This is a genomic window from Streptomyces sp. GL_141 (assembly GCF_057834385.1).
The window spans coordinates 4,191,694-4,209,130 of sequence record NZ_CM174402.1 but is presented as its reverse complement, the minus strand read 5'-3'; the positions used below and the strand labels follow the sequence as shown (position 1 = coordinate 4,209,130).

The following is a 17,437-nucleotide window of genomic DNA, read 5'->3' as shown; positions in this document are numbered from 1 at the left end:
GTCCGAGGACCTCGCGGGGTGTACGGGCGTCCCGTGGCTGGTTCAGCCGCGGGCGCGGGCCTTGCGGGCGCGGACCATGAAGGCGGCGCCGAGTCCGGCGAGGACCGCGATGAGGGCGGCGCCGGTGGCGGCGGTGGAGTTGCCGTCCCGGGGGGCGAGCTCGGCGCCGGCGGCGACGGAGCCCTTGGGGACGACGCCGGTCTGCGGCTTGGCGTCAGTGGCGGTGGCGGGTGTCGCGGCGGGCTTGGCGGCGGCCTTGTCGGCCGGCTTGGCGGCGGGCTTGGTGCTGGGCTTGGCGGCCGGCTCGGCCTTGGGCATCAGCTGGAAGGTCGAGGCGCCTTCGCCCAGCACGCGGATGTCGAATCCCTCGCCCTTGTCGGTGAGCTTGTACTGGACGCCGTCGAGCACGGCGAGGGGGTGGGTGATGTCGAGCTTGGCCAGGACGCGGCCGGCCCAGCCGTGGCCCGGCTTCCAGTCGGGGGAGACGGCGCGGATCCAGACCTCGGGGCCCTCGGACTCGTTGCGCAGCACCGCGATCCGGCCCTTGCCCAGCGGGACGATCTCACCGTCGTAGCGGTCGTGGCCCGTACCGCTCGCCGACACCGCCGACACCGTGGTCGCGGCCCGGGCGGGCGCGGCGATGGCCGTCGCGGCGGGTGCCAGGAGGGCTCCGGCGAGGGCGGCGATGACGATCGAGGTGCGGAGGGCGGGACGCATAACGACTCCTTGGAGCATGGTCGGGGCGGGGCGGAGAGTCGCATGCCGCGGTGTCTCTGTCGGGGTTTCGTCCGGTCAGGTCTGCGGGGCTGCTGATGAGGAATCTACGGATCTCGATCGGTCGGAACGTGGGATTCCTGTCCTGGATGCGTAACGGCGAACCGGTCGGAAAACCGCCGGATGACCAGCACGCTCTCGGGCTAAGGTCCACTACCTGTGAGCCGATGTGACGATCACTCGGCAACGCTACGGCTGAGGAGAGTTCGGATGCCCGTGGAACCGAATACCACCGAGAAGGCCCTGCGGCTGCGGGAGTTGGGTGGGTCGCTGATCGTGCTCCCCAATGCCTGGGACGCGGGCAGCGCGGCGGTGATCGAGTCGGCCGGGGCGGTGGCCATCGCCACCACCAGCGGTGGCGTGGCCTGGTCGATCGGCCGCGGGGACGGGCAGCACGCGACGAAGGCGGAGATGCTGGCGGCGGCCGCGCGGATCGTGGCGGCCGTGGAGGTCCCGGTCACCGTGGACATCGAGGGCGGCTACGAGGACGTCGCGGCCACCGTGCGCGAGGTGGTGGCGGTGGGCGCCGTCGGGATCAACCTGGAGGACTCCAAGGCGGCCGACGGTACGCTCCACACCGCCGCGGAGCAGGCCGACCGGATCCGCGCCGCCCGTGCGGCGGCCGCCGGGGCCGGACTGCCGGAGCTGGTGATCAACGCCCGTACCGATGTCTTCCTGTTCGGGATCGGCGAGGAGTCCGGCCGCCTCGCCGACGTACTGGCGCGGGTGGAGGCGTACGCGGCCGCCGGGGCCGACGGGATCTTCGTGCCGGGGCTGCTGGACCTGGACGCCCTGAGCGAGATCGCGCGGGGCCCGCTGCCGGTCAACGCCATGGCCGGGCCGGGCGGTCCGTCCGTCGCCGAGCTGGCGAAGGCCGGGGTGCGCCGGGTCAGCGTCGGGACGGGCGTGGCGCAGGCGGCGTACACGGCGGCCCGCGCCGCTGCGGTCGAGGTGCTGGAGCAGGGAACGTACGGGGCGCTCGAAGGGGCGGTCGACTACGGCACGCTCAACGGCCTCTTCGTGAAGTAGGCGCCCGGCCCGCCCGATGTTTCACGTGAAACATCGGGCGGGATTCACCGGCGCCGGCCGGTCCGCAGCAGGGTCGCTGCGAGCGCGAGGGCGGTGAGCATCAGACCGGTTCCGATGGTGAAGGCCAGGTGGTAGCCGGAGGTCAGGGCGGTGGCGCGGTCGAGGCCGGTGTCGAGCGCTGTGTTGGTGCGGGCGGCCGCCAGGGTGGAGAGGACGGCGACGCCGAGGGCCATGCCGATCTGCTGGGTGGTGTTGAACAGACCCGAGGCGAGGCCCGCGTCCCGCTCGTCGGCGCCGGACATCCCGAGCGCGGTGAGGGCGGGCAGGGCCAGACCGAAGCCGGCGGCCAGCAGCATCACGGGGAGCAGGTCGGTGACGTAGTCGGCGCGGACCGGGAGCCGGGTCAGCAGGCCCAGGGCGGCGACGAGCAGGGCGAGTCCGGCGAGCAGGACGGCCCGTTCGCCGAAGCGGGAGTTCAGCGGGGCCGAGGCGAAGAGGGAGACCCCGCCGATGACCACGGCCGCCGGGAGCATCGCCAGGCCGGTCTCGGCGGCCCCGTAGCCCAGGACGTTCTGGAGGTACAGGGCGACCAGGACCTGGAAGGAGAACAGCGCGGCCACCATCAGCATCTGGACCAGGTTCGCGCCGACCACGGTCCGCGAACGGAAGATCCGCAGCGGTACCAGCGGGGTGCGGGTCCTGGCCTGGCGTGCGGTGAAGCCGGCGAGCAGGGCGACCGAGAGCGTGCCGAGGCCGAGGGTGTGCGCGGAGACCCAGCCGTAGCGCTCCACCTCGACGACGGTGAAGATGCCGAGCATCAGGCCCGCGGTGACCAGGAGGGCGCCGATGACGTCGGCTCCGGCGCGCAGGCCCGGTCCGGCATGAGCGCTGTCGGCGGGGAGCGCGGGCAGGGCCAGTGCGAGGGCGGCCAGGCCTATGGGCAGGTTGATGAAGAAGATCCAGTGCCAGTCGAGGGCGTCGGTCAGGACCCCGCCGAGCACCTGGCCCAGGGAGGCTCCGGCCGCGCCGGTGAAGGAGAAGACGGCGATGGCCTTGGCCCGCTCGCGCGGTTCGGTGAACAGCGTGATCAGGATGCCCAGGCTGACGGCGGCGGCCATGGCGCTGCCGAGGCCCTGCAGGAACCGGGCGGCGATCAGCACCTCGGGCGATCCGGCGAATCCGGCGAGCAGGGAGGCTCCGGTGAAGACGCCGGTCCCGGCCAGGAACATCCGCTTGCGGCCGATGAGGTCGCCGAGCCGGCCGGCGAGGAGCAGCAGGCTGCCGAAGGCGATCAGGTAGGCGTTGACGACCCAGCTGAGGCCGGCGGGGGTGAAGCCCAGGTCCTTCTGGATGGCCGGCATCGCGACGGTGACGATGCTGCCGTCGAGGACGGTCATCAGGACGCCGGTGGACAGCACCCCGAGGGCGGTCCAGCGGGAGCGCAGCCCGCGCGGTGCGGCCGTGGGCGTGGCCGCGGTGGCGGAGGCGGAGGGGGTGGGAGCAGGAGCGGGAGCGGAGGTGGCAGGCATCTGTGTCCCCAGTCGGTGAGCGGCGGGCTGACTTGGTAGGACCGTATCAGATAGTTCCGTTGCGGACGATCTGTTGGAGACTGAATTGGTAGGCTGGTGGACATGACAGCCATGGCGCCCGCACAGAACGAGCCGGACCTCTCCTTCCTCCTGGACCACAGCAGCCACGTCCTGCGCACCCGCATGGCGGCGGCACTGGACCGGATCGGGCTCACGGCACGGATGCACTGCGTGCTCGTGCACGCGCTGGGGGTGGAGCGGACGCAGATCCAGCTCGCCGAGATCGGGGGCATGGACAAGACGACGATGGTCGTCACCGTCGACGCCCTGGAGAAGGCCGGACTGGCCGAGCGGCGGCAGTCCGGCACGGACCGCCGGGCGCGCGTCATCGTCGTCACGGAGAAGGGCGCGGCCCTGGCGCAGGAGAGCAGCCGCATCGTCGACCAGGTGCACGCCGAGGCCCTCGGCTCCCTCGCCGACGCGGACCGCGAGGCCGTGCTGCGAGTACTGAACCTGCTGGTCAAGGGTGATCTGGAGACCCCGTCGGAGAGCCCGAGGCCGGCCCGCAGGGCTCGCCAGTAGCAGCCCGGGATCCCCCGGATGGCCCCGTCACAGGGCCGTCCCGCGCCTTCTGGCAGACAGTGGAACAAGGCACTCAGCCCAGGGGGGCACCACCATGCCGGAGGCGTACGCACATGGGACTGTTCGACTTCATGAGGTCCGACAAGAAGAAGGAACAAGCCGAGAAGGCCGCCCAAAAGGCGGCTGAGCAGGTGCAGCAGCAGGCCGCGGACGCCCCGGCGCCGCCGTCCGCGATGCCCGGCGACACCGGGACCAAGTACACCGACTCGGCAGCGGCGACCAAGGCGGCCGCCGAACGCATGGCGGCAGCGGCGCCGCCCAAGCCCGCACCGATGCCGCCCAAGGCCGCATCGATGCCCCCCGCCGCGAAGCCCGCCCCGCACACGCCCACGCCGGCCTCCGCCGCGCACAAGGCGGTGCCCGCGGCGCCGATGCCGAAGCCGGCACCCAAGGCGCAGCGCACGTACACCGTCCGCTCGGGCGACTCGCTCTCCGCGATCGCCCGCCGCGAGCTCGGCAACGAGGGCCGCTGGCGCGAGCTCTACGCGATGAACAAGGGCGTCATCGGCTCGAACCCCGACATGATCCACCCGGGGATGAAGCTCACCCTCCCCAGCTAGCGGGACCCGAGCAACGAGAGTGGGGCCCGGATCCTGGAAGAGGATCCGGGCCCCACTCTCGTTGTCCTCGCGCGTTTCCTCAGCGGTGCTTGCGCTTCGCGTCCTCCGCGTCGATCCGCTCCTGCACGGCCTCGGCCTCCGCTTCCAGGCTGGACACGGACTCCCTGGCCTCGCGCTCCTTCACCGCCAGCTCCTCGTCGAAGGAGGCCGGGGCCTCCTCCTCCCGCGCCGACAGCTCGGTCGCGGCCGGCGGCTCGACGAGCCAGTCCGGGTTCGACTGCTGGTCCCACCAGCGCCACGCGGCGTAGGCGCCGCCGGCCAGGACGCCGGCCACCGCCGCGCCCTTGACCCACCGGCCGCAGCGCGCACGCCGCTCGTGACGCCGTACGAGCTTCTGGACCTCCTTGGCCGACACCTGGCCGCGCAGCGCCGCGAACGCCGCCGTCGACCGGGACGCGGCCTCCTCGGCCACCGGCTGGGCCGCCGCGAGGGCGCTCTCCAGCCGTGGCTGCGTGTAGTCCACCGCGGACCGGGCCGCCAGGCGGGTCTGCTTCACGGCATTGGACGCCGCCCGGTCCACATTCGGCGGCACATGGGCGCGGACCGATCTGATCCGGGGCTGGACGTGGCAGCAGTACGTCGAGCGGGCCTGTTTGGCGGCCTCGCCGGCCGCGTACGAGACCTTCGGTGCGAGCCGTTCATTTGCTTCGTGGGCGTAATGCACCGCAGCGTGCTTGGCGGATTCCGCGTACGGCGCCACCACTTCCGCTGCGTGCCGCGCCGTATCCCTGGCACTTGATGCTGCCAGGCGCACGCTTTCCTTGCCTGTCACGGGATCCTCCTCCTCGGTGGCGGACACAGTTCACCTTTCCACCCTTTGTCGGATCATGCCTCCCATACCGCCGACCGGCATGCGCGACAGGGCATACGAGTGGACGATTTCCGCCCGGTGCAGCTCTCCGTGGGAGGATCTGAAACCGACAGTGATGACGAGGGAAGGCAGATCCGTGGCCGAGAAGCTCTACGCCACCCTGAAGACCAACCACGGCGACATCGAGATCGAGCTTCTGCCGAACTTCGCTCCGAAGACCGTGCGGAACTTCGTCGAACTCGCCACCGGTGAGCGCGAGTGGACGCGTCCCACGGACGGCCAGAAGACCACGGACCCGCTCTACGACGGCACCGTCTTCCACCGCGTCATCAGCGGGTTCATGATCCAGGGCGGTGACCCGCTGGGCAACGGCACCGGCGGCCCCGGCTACCAGTTCGCCGACGAGTTCCACCCCGACCTGGCCTTCACCAAGCCCTACCTGGTCGCCATGGCGAACGCCGGCCCGGGCACCAACGGCTCGCAGTTCTTCATCACCGTCGCCCCCACCGCCTGGCTGACGCGCAAGCACACCATCTTCGGCGAGATCGGCGACAAGGCCAGCCAGAAGATCGTCGACACCATCGCCGCAGGTCCCACCAACCCGCGCACCGAGCGCCCGCTGGACGACGTGATCATCCACTCCGTCGTCATCGAGAAGCGCTGACCCCGGGGGGAACCTTTCGGCCCCGCCCGTCCGTCCTCGATACGTACCGGACGGGCGCGGGCTGATCCGCCGTCCCGGCCGCTGCGTTCTCCGCCGCCGATCGAGGGGACCGATGGACACCGACCGTCTTCCGGGCTGCTACCGGCACCCGGACCGCGAGACCGGGATCAGCTGTACGCGCTGTGAGCGGCCGATCTGCCCCGAGTGCATGATCAGCGCCTCGGTCGGCTTCCAGTGCCCCGAGTGCGTCCGCGGGGGCTCGGGAACGGGCCACGGCCGAGCCGCCAACGCCCCGCGCACGATCGCGGGCGGGGTGGTCGCGGCCGATCCGTACCTGCTCACCAAGATCCTGATCGGGATCAACGTGGCGGTGTACCTCTTGGTGAAGGCCGTCCCCGGGCTGAACTTCGATCTGGTGATGCTCGCCTGGTACGGCGACCAGGCCGGCGTCTCCACCGGCGAGTACTACCGGCTGCTGACCTCGCCGTTCCTCCACGTCGAGTGGTGGCACATCTTCAGCAACATGCTCGGCCTGTGGTTCATCGGCGGACCGCTGGAGCAGGCGCTCGGCCGGTCCCGCTACCTCACCGTGTACCTGCTGTCCGCCCTGGGCGGCAGTGTGGCGGTCTATCTGCTGACCGAGCCGATGGTCGCGACCCTCGGCGCCTCCGGCGCCGTCTTCGGTCTGCTCGGCGCCACCGTGGTGCTGTTCCGGCGGATGCGGTACGAAATGCGCCCGCTGATCACCATGGCGGTGTTCATGCTGGTGCTGACCTTCATGCCGGGGCTGAACGTGTCGTGGCAGGCCCATATCGGTGGATTGGTCACCGGTGCCCTGGTCGCTTCGGGCTTCCTGTGGCCCACCAAGGACATGGGCGCGCGGAATCGCAAATTCGTCCAGTGGGGCACCTGTGTGGCGGTGTTCCTGCTGGCCACAGCCTTGATCGCGATCCGTACGGCCGAACTTTCCGTACTCACCTGATCACACCGGCGTCAACTCTCCACAGAGTTATCCACAGATCTTCTGTCTTTTCCTCAGGTGTGGATGACGCTGTGGATAACTCATGGGGAGAGCTTGCGGAGCCGGGCTACTTCCACTGCGTGGAGACGCCGAATCCTGCCGCAATGAAGCCGAATCCGACCACAATGTTCCAATTTCCGAGGGCTTCGATCGGAAGCTGGGTCTCGGACAGATAGAAAACGACGATCCATGCCAGACCGACCAAGAAGAACGCCAGCATGACCGGGGCGACCCAGTTGCGGTTCGTCAGCTTGATCGACTGCGGCGTCCGCGCGGGGGGCGGCGTGTAGTCGTCCTTCTTGCGGATACGTGACTTCGGCACGAGGGGCTCTCCTGTCGATGGGCTGGGGACCTGGCCTGCCCCGGGCGTCCGTTAGCGTAGTGGACCTGTGGCGTTGAAGGAGAAGGGTACGTTGAGCAATTCCGACGACTCCTCCGCGGGTCCCCGTCGCCGTGCCAGACCGGTCCGGCTGCTCACGGCCGCCGTTTTCGCCCTGGCCGGCTTGATCTTCGTCACCAGCTTCAACACCTCCAAGGGTACGAACATCCGGACGGACGCCTCGCTCCTCAAGCTGTCCGACCTGATCCAGGAGCGCAGCCAGAGCAATCTGGAGCTGGAGAAGAGCACCGCCACCGCACGCGGCCAGGTCGACGCCCTCGCCGAACGCGACAACGGGAGCACCAAGGCCGAGGACGCCAAACTGGCCGCCCTGCGCGCCGCCTCCGGCACCGAGGAGCTCACCGGCAAGGCCGTGACGGTCACCCTGAACGACGCGCCCCCGAACGCCACGGCCCGCATCCCCAACGTGCCCGAGCCGCAGCCCAACGACCTGGTGATCCACCAGCAGGACCTCCAGGCCGTGGTCAACGCCCTCTGGCAGGGCGGCGCCGAGGGCATCCAGGTGATGGACCAGCGGCTGATCTCCACCAGCGCCGTGCGCTGCGTGGGCAACACCCTGATCCTCCAGGGCCGGGTGTACTCGCCCCCGTACAAGGTGACGGCCGTCGGCGACCCGGGCGCGCTGAAGAAGGCCCTCGCGGCCTCCCCGGCGCTGCAGAACTACCAGCTGTACGTGAACGCGTACGGGCTCGGCTGGAAAGTGGACGAGCACAAGGCGCTGACACTGCCGGGCTACTCCGGCACAGTGGACCTCCACTATGCGAAGCCGCTGGAGTCCGCCACCCCGTGACCGTAGCGTCGACGTGCCGCGCCTGCTGGTACGGACGTTCAGCGAGGTGTGCCTGACCGCGGGCTCGCTCATCGTGCTCTTCGTGGCCTACGTGCTGCTGTGGACCGGGGTCAAGGCCGACCAGGCCATGGACGGGGAGATGGCCCGCATGCGCGACCGCTGGTCCGCGGCGCCCGCGGCCGCCCCGCAGCCCGCCCCTTCGGCGGCGCCGTCCGCGGCTCCGGCCGCACCGGAGACCGCCGCGTACCCGCCGGGCCGGGCCTTCGCCGAGATGTTCGTCCCGCGCTTCGGACCCGGCTGGAACAAGCCCGTCCTGGAGGGCACGGGCACCGAGCTGCTGAAGAAGGGCCTGGGCCACTACGCCGGCACGGCCCGGCTCGGCGGCACCGGGAACTTCGCGGTGGCCGGCCACCGGCGCACGTACGGGGACCCCTTCAAGGACATCCCCAAGCTGCGCCCCGGCGACCTCGTGATCCTCAAGGACGCCACCGGCTGGTACACGTACACCGTCCGCGCGGAGGTGCTGCGCACGCTCCCCACGGAGGTCGGAGTGGTCGATCCGGTGCCGAGCCGCTCGCCCTTCACCGGGCCGGGCAAGTACCTGACGCTGACCACCTGCGACCCGGAATGGGGCCACAGCCACCGGCTCGTGGTCTGGGCCGAACTGACCGGTATGCGGACCCTCGCACAGGGCTCACCGGAGGGTTTGGCAAGGTGACCCTCCGCGCCGGGCGGGTGGCTTTAGGCTGTGGACGTACCGCCCCTGCGGTGCGTTGAACGATCGTGGACGAAAAGGACACAGGCGGCATGTACGGCTGGATCTGGCGGCATTTGCCGGGTAACGCGTGGGTACGCGTGATGATCTCCCTCGTGCTGGTGCTCGCGGTGGTGTTCGTGCTGTTCCAGTACGTCTTCCCGTGGGCCGAGCCGCTGCTTCCGTTCAACGATGTGACGGTGGACGAGGGATCGGGAGCGACTCCGTGAGCGCGCGCATTCTGGTTGTCGACAATTACGACAGCTTTGTCTTCAACCTGGTCCAGTACCTCTATCAGCTCGGCGCCGAGTGCGAGGTGCTGCGCAACGACGAGGTCGAGCTCGCCCACGCCCAGGACGGCTTCGACGGCGTCCTGCTGTCCCCGGGCCCGGGGACGCCGGAAGAGGCCGGCATCTGTGTGGACATGGTCCGCCACTGCGCGGACACGGGCGTACCGGTCTTCGGCGTCTGCCTCGGCATGCAGTCGATGGCCGTCGCCTACGGAGGGGTCGTCGGCCGGGCTCCGGAGCTGCTGCACGGCAAGACCTCGCCGGTGGTCCACGAGGGCCTCGGCGTCTTCGAGGGACTGCCCTCGCCCTTCACCGCGACCCGGTACCACTCCCTCGCGGCCGAGCCCCCGACCCTCCCGGACACGCTGGAGGTCACGGCGCGGACCGAGGACGGGATCATCATGGGCCTGCGCCACCGCGAGCACGACGTCGAGGGCGTGCAGTTCCACCCCGAGTCCGTGCTGACCGAGTGGGGCCACCGGATGCTCGCGAACTGGCTGGTGCGCTGCGGTGACGCGGGCGCCGTGGAGCGCTCGGTGGGGCTCGCCCCGGTGGTGGGCAAGGCCGTCGCGTGACGGCGCTCGCGCCGTCCGCGCCCACCGAGGGCCGGGCAGCGCGACGCAGGGCGGCGCAGGCGGCCGAGAAGCGCGGGCGCGCGCGGGGCCGGGGGCGGCGGCGCAGGAGGCCGGCCTCCGGCGGGCCGGTCGTGGTCGCCAGCAGGCTCGCCGGGGAGCTGTTCATCACGCTGGGCCTGGTGATGCTCCTCTTCGTCGGCTACCAGCTCTGGTACACGAACTTCCTGGCGGGCCGGACGGCCGATGACGCCGCCGGCTCCCTGCTCCAGAACTGGGACCGTGATCCGGGTGGGGCGGCCGCCCCGCCCGTGGCGGCGTTCGAGCCGGGCCAGGGCTTCGCGATCCTGTACATCCCCAAGCTGGACGTGAAGGTGCCGGTCGCGGAGGGGACGAACAAGGCCAAGGTCCTCGACAAGGGCATGGTCGGGCACTACGCCGACGGGCCGCTCGCGACCGGGATGCCGGCCGATCCGCAGGGCAACTTCGCACTGGCGGGCCACCGGAACACGCACGGCGAACCGTTCCGCTACATCAACCGGCTGGTGCCGGGGGACAAGATCGTGGTGGAGACGCGGGACGCGTACTACACGTACGAGATGAGCTCGCAGCTCGCGCAGACCCCGCCGTCGAACGTGTCGGTCATCAAGCCGGTGCCCGTCGGATCGGGCTTCACTTCCCCGGGCCGGTACATCACGCTGACCACGTGCACCCCGGAGTTCACCAGCACCTACCGGATGATCGTATGGGGCAGGATGACCGGTGAACGCCCCCGCAGCCAGGGTGCTCCGCCCGAGCTGACCAGCCCGTAGAGGATCCGCAGTGTCACGTGTCGCACCGCCCCCGCGCCGCAGCGCCCTCGCGGGGTTCCTGAGCCTGCTGGGCGAGCTCCTGATCACGGTGGGCCTGGTGCTCGGGCTGTTCGTGGCGTACTCGCTGTGGTGGACGAACGTCCTCGCGGACCGGGACGCGTCCGCGCGCGGGGACGCGGTGCGCGAGCAGTGGGACAAGGCGGCGCCCTCGCAGACGTCGGCGGCGGCGCCGGGGGCGCTGGACACCCAGGGCGGCATCGGCTTCCTGCACGTGCCGGCGATGAAGAACGGCGAGGTGCTGGTCAAGCGGGGCACCGACTCGGAGGTCCTGAACGACGGGGTCGCCGGGTACTACACGGAACCGGTGAAGTCGGCGCTGCCGTGGGACCCGGCGGGGGGAAACTTCGCGCTGGCGGCCCACCGCGACGGGCACGGGGCCAAGTTCCACAACATCGACAAGCTGAAGAACGGCGACGCGGTCGTCTTCGAGACCCGCGACACCTGGTACGTGTACAAGGTCTTCGCCGAGCTGAGCCAGACCTCGAAGTACAACGTGGACTCGATCAGCCCGATCCCCAAGGAGTCGGGCCGCACGGCCCCGGGCCGCTACATCACCCTGACGACCTGCACGCCGGTGTACACCTCGAAGTACCGCTACATCGTGTGGGGCGAGCTGGTCCGCACGGAAAAGGTCGACACGAAGCGGACCCTCCCGGCGGAGCTCCGCTGAGCCCCGCTACGGGGCTGTGGACGACTCCCGCTTGAAAGAGACAGCCTGTCTCTTTCGAAATCAGCGCAGCACCTGGAGCCGGACTCCGGCGCTCCAGGCCTCCAGAAGCCCCCTGTGGACGGCCGTGACACCTCCTTGAGCGGCGATGGCCAGGGACTCCCGGGTGAAGGCGCAGGCGGCCACGTAGAGGGCCACGTCGGCCCGGTGGAGGACCTTGGAGGAGCCGAGGAACTTCTGCATCTCGCCGCTGAGCACGTGCCGCAGCCGTGCCCGCCGTACACCTCCACGTCGGTGCACCCGTCCCTCCGCAGCAGCTCTGCGACGTGCAGCTCGAACTCCTTCCAGGTCATGGCGTCGATCGTGCCGATGACCCCGGTGAGGGCCCTCACGTCCTGAGCTGGAGGTCGTGCTCGACGAGCTTCATCTGGATCTGCTGGACGTCCTCCCGGAGGGAGATCAGCTCTCGCCGCTGTTCGCCCGACGTCTCGATCAGGACGTTCAGCATCGGCACGAGGGTCTTGCCGAGCACGTCGGTGATGCGGTTGTCGATCCGCTCGTCGAGCTCGTCCCAACTGTCCTTGTGGACAAGGTTATCCACAGGACGTGTGCGGACCTCGGTCTCGGCGTCGAGGTCACTGAGTTGCTTGAAGTAACTCAGTTCTGTACCTGTCAGAACCCGGTAGCCGTTGGACTCCAGCTCCTCGCGGTGGTCGAACAGTAGGGCGCGAACGACGCCCTCGGTGACCTCGTAATACGCCGCCACATACGAAGACACGTACGAAAAATGGGTCCGGCCCCTCTCTGTGAGAGGGGCCGGACCCGTTGGTGCGTGGTGCCGGGTGGCTAGTTGCCGCCGAGGCCGCCGAAGAAGCCGCCGCCGCCGTCGTTGCCGCCGTTTTGCTGGTTGTCGGGGACCGTGTTCACGTTGATCACCGTGTTGGGGGCCACCTGGGTGCCGATCATCGGGTCGGTGCTCAGGATCTTCGCCCTGCCGTCCGAGGAGCCCGACAGGACGGATCCGAAGATCAGGCCCTTGGAGGCCAGCTCGTTCCTGGCCTGGTTGATCGTCTTGCCGACCAGGTTCGGGACCGTGAGCTGCTGGATCGGCTTGGCGACCGAGATGTTGACCGTCGAGTTGACGTCGACCTGGCTGTTGATGCCGGGGTCCTGGCTGACGACCGTCTTGGGGGCCGTGCCGGGGGGCGCGTCCACCTCGGTGATGCTGCCGAGCTTCAGCTTGACGGCCTGCAGGGCCTTCGACGCGTCGGCCTGGCTCTTGCCGGTCAGGTCGGGGACGGTCACCTTGGAGATTTCCTTGGCCACCGTCAGCTGGATGGTCGAGCCCTTCTCGGCCTCGCCGTTCTTCGGGCTCTGGTCGATGACGGTGCCTGCGGGCCGCTCGGACTCGACGACCTTCTTCTCGATCTGGAAGCCCTTTTCCTGGAGCGCCTTCTCCGCGTCGGCGATCGCCAGGTTGATCACGTTCGGAACGAGGACCTTGGGCGCGCCGGTGGAGACCTTCACCTTGACCACGGAGTTCTTGGCGACCTTGGTGCCCTCGGCCGGGTTCTGCTCGCAGACGCTGCCCTTGGGGGCGGCGTCGCAGGGCATCTCCCCGTCCTGTTGCACGACGAGGCCGACGTTGGTGCCGTTGGACTTGGCCGCTTCGAGGGTTTCGCCGATGAGCTTGGGGACCGCGGGCCGGTTGTCGGCGTTGGTGCTGAAGAGGGAGCGCCCGATCAGGATCGCGCCGACCAGGACGAGGATGCCGGCGGTGACCAGCAGGATCGTGGAGGCCTTGCTCTTCTTCTGCGGACGCCGGCCGCGGCCGCCCTGGTCGTAGCCGCCCTGGTCCGGGTATCCGGGGCCCCCGTAGCCGCCGTCGCCCTGGGGCATCGGCGGGAGCATGGAGGTCTGGTTCGGGTCGGCGGTGCGCAGGGCGGTGGTGGGCTGGTCGTAGCCCTGGTGTCCGTAGCCGTTGCCCTGGTCGGGGTAGCCGTAGCCGGCGGCGCCCATGGAGGCGGTGGCGGCGACGGGCTGGCCGTCGAGGCAGGCCTCGATGTCGGCGCGCATCTCGTCGGCGGACTGGTAGCGGTAGTCGGCGTCCTTGACCAGTGCCTTCAACACGATCGCGTCCATCTCGGGCGTGATCTCGGAGTCGAAGTTCGACGGGGGCTGGGGCTCTTCCCGTACGTGCTGGTAGGCGACCGCGACCGGGGAGTCGCCGATGAACGGCGGCCGGACGGCGAGGAGCTCGTACAGCAGGCAGCCGGCCGAGTAGAGGTCGGAGCGCGCGTCGACCTGCTCGCCCCTGGCCTGCTCCGGGGAGAGGTACTGGGCGGTGCCGATGACGGCGGCGGTCTGCGTCATGGTCATGCCGGAGTCGCCCATGGCGCGGGCGATGCCGAAGTCCATGACCTTGACCTGGCCGGAGCGGGTCAGCATGACGTTGGCGGGCTTGATGTCGCGGTGCACGATGCCGGCGCGGTGCGAGTACTCCAGCGCCTGGAGGATGCCGATGCACATCTCCAGGGTGCGCTCGGGCAGCAGCTTGCGGCCGGAGTGCAGGAGCTCGCGCAGGGTCGAGCCGTCGACGTACTCCATCACGATGTACGGGATGGAGATGTTGTCGACGTAGTCCTCGCCGGTGTCGTACACGGCGACGATCGCCGGGTGGTTGAGCGATGCGGCCGACTGGGCCTCGCGGCGGAACCTGGCCTGGAAGGACGGGTCGCGGGCGAGATCGGCGCGCAGGGTCTTGACGGCGACGGTACGGCCGAGCCGGGTGTCGTGGGCGAGGTAGACCTCGGCCATGCCACCACGGCCGAGCACGTGGCTCAGCTCGTACCGGCCGCCGAGGCGACGCGGCTCTTCCATAACGTGCAGCCCTCTCCGTCAGTCCCGACCGCACCCGTGTGTGGTCCGGCGGTGTGCTGTTCGCGCAAAGGCTACCGGCCGATCGTCGGTGATCGGTTCGTGACCACAGGCTGATACCGGACCGGTACCGTACGCTCGGATCCGGGCGGGAACGGTGACCCGGATCACATCTGTGTGCCCCTTGCGGCTCTCGCGTGGCGCTGGGCCCCGCCCGTCACCCCTTGTTGCTCTTGAGTACGGCCTGCATGACGGCCTTGGCCACGGGGGCGGCGAGGCCGGCGCCGGAGATGTCCTCGCGGTCCGCGCCGCTGTCCTCGATGACGACGGCCACGGCGACCGGCGAGCTGCCGTCGGAGTTCTGGACGTAGGAGATGAACCAGGCGTACGGGCGCTTCTTGTTGCCCTCGCCGTGCTGGGCGGTGCCGGTCTTGCCGCCGACGATCGTGTCCTTGATCTTGGCGGTGCGGCCGGTGCCGTTGTCGACGACGTTGACCATCATGGCCCGGATCTTCTCCGCGTTCTCGGGGGAGAGGGGCCGGCTCATTTCCTGCGGCTCGTGCTTCTCGATGACGTCGACGTTGGGCGACTGCAACTGGTCGACCATGTACGGCTTCATCAGCTTGCCGTTGTTGGCGATGGCGGCGGTGACCATGGCCATCTGGAGCGGGGTGGCCGCGGTGTTGAACTGGCCGATGGAGCTGAGGGCGTTGCCGTCCTTGCCCATGGTCTTGTCGTAGACGCTGGCGAAGGCGCGGACCGGGGTGTCGATCTTGTCGTTGTTGAAGCCGAACTTCTCGGCGGTCTTCACCATGTTGTCCCGCCCCACCTTGTCGCCCATGCGGGCGAAGACGGAGTTGCAGGAGACCTGCATGGCGTAGTTGAGGGTGGCCTTGCCGCAGTTCGGGGCGTGGTTGACCATCTCGGTCTTGGTGCCCGGGAGGATGTACGGGTCCTCGGTGTCGGTCGGCGCGTTGATGTCCGTGACGACGCCGTTCTCCAGGGCCGCGGCCGCGGTGACCACCTTGAAGGTGGAGCCGGGCGGGTAGGTCTCGCGCAGGGCGCGGTTGACCAGCTTCTTGTCCTCGCTGTCCTTGAGCTCGACCCAGGCCTTCTCGTCGGCCTTGGAGTTGCCGGCGAAGGACGTGGGGTCGTACGAGGGGGTGCTGACCAGGGCGAGGATCGCGCCGGTGCGCGGGTCGATCGCGGCGACGGCGCCCTTCTTGTCGCCGAGCTGCTTGAAGGCGGCCTCCTGGGCGGCGGCGTTGAGCGTCGTGACGACGTTGCCGCCCTGCTTCTTCTCGCCGGTGAACATGCCGATCGTGCGGTCGAAGAAGAGCCGGTCGTCGTTGCCGGTGAGGATGCCGTCCTCAAGGGATTCGAGCTGCGTGGAGCCGAAGGCCTGCGAGGCGTATCCGGTGACGGGCGCCCAGAGCGGGCCGTTGAGGTAGCCCCGCTTGTACTTGTAGTCGCTGCCGTCGGTGACGTCGGAGCGGGTGATCGGCTTGCCCTCGACGATGATGTTGCCGCGCTCGGTGGCGTACTGGGCGATCTGGACCCGGCGGTTCTCCTTGCGGGTGCTCAGCTCCTCGGCCTTGACGTACTGGAGCCAGTTGGTCCGCACGAGCAGTGCCAGGACGAGCAGCCCGCAGAAGATCGAGATGCGGCGCAGGGGCTTGTTCATGACGGGCGGACCACCTGGGTCATCTCGGAGTCGGGGGACGGTGCCGGGGCCGGGGCAGGGCGGCGTGCGGTGTCGCTGATCCGGATGAGGATGGCGATGAGGATCCAGTTCGCGAGGACGGACGAGCCGCCGGACGCGAGGAAGGGCATGGTCATGCCGGTCAGGGGGATGAGGCCCATGACTCCGCCGGCGACCACGAAGATCTGGAGCGCGAAGGCGCCGGAGAGGCCGATCGCGAAGAGCTTGCCGAAGGGGTCGCGGGCGGCGAGGGCGGTGCGCACGCCGCGCTCGATGATCAGGCCGTAGAGCAGGAGGAAGGCCATGACCCCGGCGAGCCCGAGCTCTTCGCCGACGGTGGAGAAGATGAAGTCGGAGTTGGCGGCGAAGCCGATGAGGTCGGAGTTGCCCTGACCCCAGCCGGTGCCGAGGACCCCGCCGGAGCCGAAGCTCATGATCGACTGGCCGACCTGCTCGCAGGCGCCGGACTTCTGGTAGCAGGCGAAGGGGTCGAGCCAGGCGGTGACGCGGGCCTTGACGTGGCTGGCGGTGGCGCCGACCACGGTGGCTCCGCCCACGCTCATGAGCAGGCCGATGACGATCCAGCTGGTCCGCTCGGTGGCCACGTACAGCATGATCACGAACATGCCGAAGAAGAGCAGCGAGGTGCCGAGGTCGTTCTCGAAGACCAGGACGAGCAGGCTCATCGCCCAGATCATCAGGATCGGGCCGAGGTCGCGGCCGCGCGGCAGGTAGAGGCCCATGAAGCGGCGGCTGGCGAGGGCCAGGGCGTCGCGCTTGACCATGAGGTAGCCGGCGAAGAAGACGGCGATGACGATCTTCGCGAACTCGCCGGGCTGGATCGAGAACCCGCCGACGCTGATCCAGATCTTGGCGCCGAAGACGTCGGCTCCCAGACCCGGGATCACGGGCAGGATCAGCAGCACGAGCGAGGCGGCCATGGAGATGTACGTGAACCGCTGGAGCACGCGGTGGTCCTTGAGGACCAGCAGGACGCCGGCGAACAGGGCGATGGCGAGGGCCGTGTACATCATCTGGCGGGGCGCGGACTCGGAGAAGGCTCCGAAGGACCGCTTCGCCAGGTTCTGCAGCCGCTCCGACTGGTCCAGGCGCCAGATCAGGACGAGGCCGAGCCCGTTGAGGAGCGTGGCGATCGGCAGCAGCAACGGGTCGGCGTACTTGGCGTAGCGCCGTACGACGAAGTGGGCGATGCCCGCCAGGACGCCGAGGCCGAGCCCGTAGGTGAGCATGCCCGGGGGCAGCTTCCCGTGGAGCGACATGCCCGCGTTGGCGTAGGCGAAGATCGGGATGACCACGGCGAAGGCGAGCAGCAGGAGCTCGGTGTTCCGCCGGCTCGGCGCCTCGATGGCGCCGATGGTGGTCGTGTTGGTGACAACGCTCATGGTGTGGCGGGCCCCCTGTG

At 69.6% G+C, this 17,437-nt stretch carries 19 protein-coding genes and 1 pseudogene; 11 read left to right on the top strand and 9 right to left on the bottom strand.

Translation table 11 applies throughout. From position 1 onward, the window contains the following. Positions 1–42: 42 nt before the first annotated feature. Positions 43–717: a hypothetical protein gene (locus tag AC3IX6_RS18330; RefSeq protein WP_489371194.1), complete on the bottom strand. Its 675-nt coding sequence runs from the start codon at positions 715–717 to the stop codon at positions 43–45. A 267-nt stretch (positions 718–984) separates the two neighbouring features. Between AC3IX6_RS18330 and AC3IX6_RS18325 the strand changes: the two genes are divergently transcribed. Then, positions 985–1,803: an isocitrate lyase/PEP mutase family protein gene (locus AC3IX6_RS18325; protein WP_489371193.1), complete on the top strand. Its 819-nt coding sequence runs from the start codon at positions 985–987 to the stop codon at positions 1,801–1,803. A 44-nt stretch (positions 1,804–1,847) separates the two neighbouring features. Here the strand turns inward: AC3IX6_RS18325 and AC3IX6_RS18320 are convergent, their stop codons facing one another. Then, positions 1,848–3,332 carry an MFS transporter gene (locus AC3IX6_RS18320; protein ID WP_489371192.1) on the bottom strand — a complete coding sequence of 495 codons (1,485 nt, stop codon included), beginning with the start codon at positions 3,330–3,332 and terminating at the stop codon, positions 1,848–1,850. A 102-nt stretch (positions 3,333–3,434) separates the two neighbouring features. Between AC3IX6_RS18320 and AC3IX6_RS18315 the strand changes: the two genes are divergently transcribed. Beyond that, positions 3,435–3,914: a MarR family winged helix-turn-helix transcriptional regulator gene (locus tag AC3IX6_RS18315; protein WP_489371191.1), complete on the top strand. Its 480-nt coding sequence runs from the start codon at positions 3,435–3,437 to the stop codon at positions 3,912–3,914. A gap of 113 nt (positions 3,915–4,027) precedes the next feature. Next, on the top strand, positions 4,028–4,534 hold the full coding sequence (locus AC3IX6_RS18310) for a LysM peptidoglycan-binding domain-containing protein (protein WP_489371190.1): 507 nt from the start codon (positions 4,028–4,030) through the stop codon (positions 4,532–4,534). Positions 4,535–4,613: 79 nt separating this feature from the next. Here the strand turns inward: AC3IX6_RS18310 and AC3IX6_RS18305 are convergent, their stop codons facing one another. Further along, entirely contained in the window at positions 4,614–5,366 is a 753-nt protein-coding gene (locus tag AC3IX6_RS18305; RefSeq protein WP_489371189.1) for a DUF5324 family protein, read from the bottom strand. Between the two features lie 175 nt (positions 5,367–5,541). On the opposite strand from AC3IX6_RS18305, the gene AC3IX6_RS18300 reads away from it, so the two are divergent. Together AC3IX6_RS18300 and AC3IX6_RS18295 are read left to right on the top strand one after the other, a co-directional pair. Continuing rightward, positions 5,542–6,069, top strand: a complete 528-nt coding sequence (locus AC3IX6_RS18300; RefSeq protein WP_489371188.1) for a peptidylprolyl isomerase — start codon at positions 5,542–5,544, stop codon at positions 6,067–6,069. Positions 6,070–6,181: 112 nt separating this feature from the next. Next, on the top strand, positions 6,182–7,051 hold the full coding sequence (locus tag AC3IX6_RS18295; protein WP_489371187.1) for a rhomboid family intramembrane serine protease: 870 nt from the start codon (positions 6,182–6,184) through the stop codon (positions 7,049–7,051). Between the two features lie 106 nt (positions 7,052–7,157). Here AC3IX6_RS18295 and crgA read toward each other — a convergent pair whose 3' ends face one another. Beyond that, positions 7,158–7,412: a cell division protein CrgA gene (gene crgA, locus AC3IX6_RS18290; RefSeq protein WP_403711817.1), complete on the bottom strand. Its 255-nt coding sequence runs from the start codon at positions 7,410–7,412 to the stop codon at positions 7,158–7,160. Positions 7,413–7,503: 91 nt separating this feature from the next. Between crgA and AC3IX6_RS18285 the strand changes: the two genes are divergently transcribed. The 6 genes and pseudogenes from AC3IX6_RS18285 to AC3IX6_RS18260 all read left to right on the top strand — a co-directional run bounded on the left by AC3IX6_RS18285 (position 7,504) and on the right by AC3IX6_RS18260 (position 11,438). Next, entirely contained in the window at positions 7,504–8,280 is a 777-nt protein-coding gene (locus AC3IX6_RS18285; RefSeq protein ID WP_250738678.1) for a DUF881 domain-containing protein, read from the top strand. After that, positions 8,249–8,998, top strand: a complete 750-nt coding sequence (locus AC3IX6_RS18280) for a class E sortase (RefSeq protein WP_489371186.1) — start codon at positions 8,249–8,251, stop codon at positions 8,996–8,998. Before AC3IX6_RS18285 ends, AC3IX6_RS18280 begins: the two co-directional genes overlap by 32 nt. A 65-nt stretch (positions 8,999–9,063) precedes the next feature. Continuing rightward, on the top strand, positions 9,064–9,264 hold the full coding sequence (locus AC3IX6_RS18275; RefSeq protein WP_254382427.1) for a hypothetical protein: 201 nt from the start codon (positions 9,064–9,066) through the stop codon (positions 9,262–9,264). Further along, positions 9,261–9,899: an aminodeoxychorismate/anthranilate synthase component II gene (locus tag AC3IX6_RS18270; protein WP_243331047.1), complete on the top strand. Its 639-nt coding sequence runs from the start codon at positions 9,261–9,263 to the stop codon at positions 9,897–9,899. Before AC3IX6_RS18275 ends, AC3IX6_RS18270 begins: the two co-directional genes overlap by 4 nt. Next, positions 9,866–10,708, top strand: a pseudogene (locus AC3IX6_RS18265) (class E sortase); the annotation flags it as partial. The gene AC3IX6_RS18270 and the pseudogene AC3IX6_RS18265, both read left to right, overlap by 34 nt. 10 nt (positions 10,709–10,718) lie before the next feature. After that, on the top strand, positions 10,719–11,438 hold the full coding sequence (locus AC3IX6_RS18260; protein ID WP_489371185.1) for a class E sortase: 720 nt from the start codon (positions 10,719–10,721) through the stop codon (positions 11,436–11,438). 60 nt (positions 11,439–11,498) lie between these two features. Here AC3IX6_RS18260 and AC3IX6_RS18255 read toward each other — a convergent pair whose 3' ends face one another. The 5 genes from AC3IX6_RS18255 to AC3IX6_RS18235 all read right to left on the bottom strand — a co-directional run bounded on the left by AC3IX6_RS18255 (position 11,499) and on the right by AC3IX6_RS18235 (position 17,417). Further along, positions 11,499–11,735, bottom strand: coding sequence for a hypothetical protein (locus AC3IX6_RS18255; RefSeq protein ID WP_489371184.1), 237 nt, complete (start codon positions 11,733–11,735; stop codon positions 11,499–11,501). An 88-nt stretch (positions 11,736–11,823) separates the two neighbouring features. After that, a complete protein-coding gene (locus AC3IX6_RS18250) occupies positions 11,824–12,213 on the bottom strand; it encodes a hypothetical protein (protein WP_489371183.1) in 390 nt (129 codons plus the stop codon). A 68-nt stretch (positions 12,214–12,281) separates the two neighbouring features. Next, positions 12,282–14,315: a Stk1 family PASTA domain-containing Ser/Thr kinase gene (gene pknB, locus AC3IX6_RS18245; protein WP_489371182.1), complete on the bottom strand. Its 2,034-nt coding sequence runs from the start codon at positions 14,313–14,315 to the stop codon at positions 12,282–12,284. 214 nt (positions 14,316–14,529) lie between these two features. Continuing rightward, on the bottom strand, positions 14,530–15,996 hold the full coding sequence (locus AC3IX6_RS18240; RefSeq protein WP_489371181.1) for a peptidoglycan D,D-transpeptidase FtsI family protein: 1,467 nt from the start codon (positions 15,994–15,996) through the stop codon (positions 14,530–14,532). Continuing rightward, entirely contained in the window at positions 15,993–17,417 is a 1,425-nt protein-coding gene (locus AC3IX6_RS18235; RefSeq protein WP_382977772.1) for an FtsW/RodA/SpoVE family cell cycle protein, read from the bottom strand. The genes AC3IX6_RS18240 and AC3IX6_RS18235 overlap by 4 nt, the downstream gene beginning before the upstream one ends. Positions 17,418–17,437: the final 20 nt, after the last annotated feature.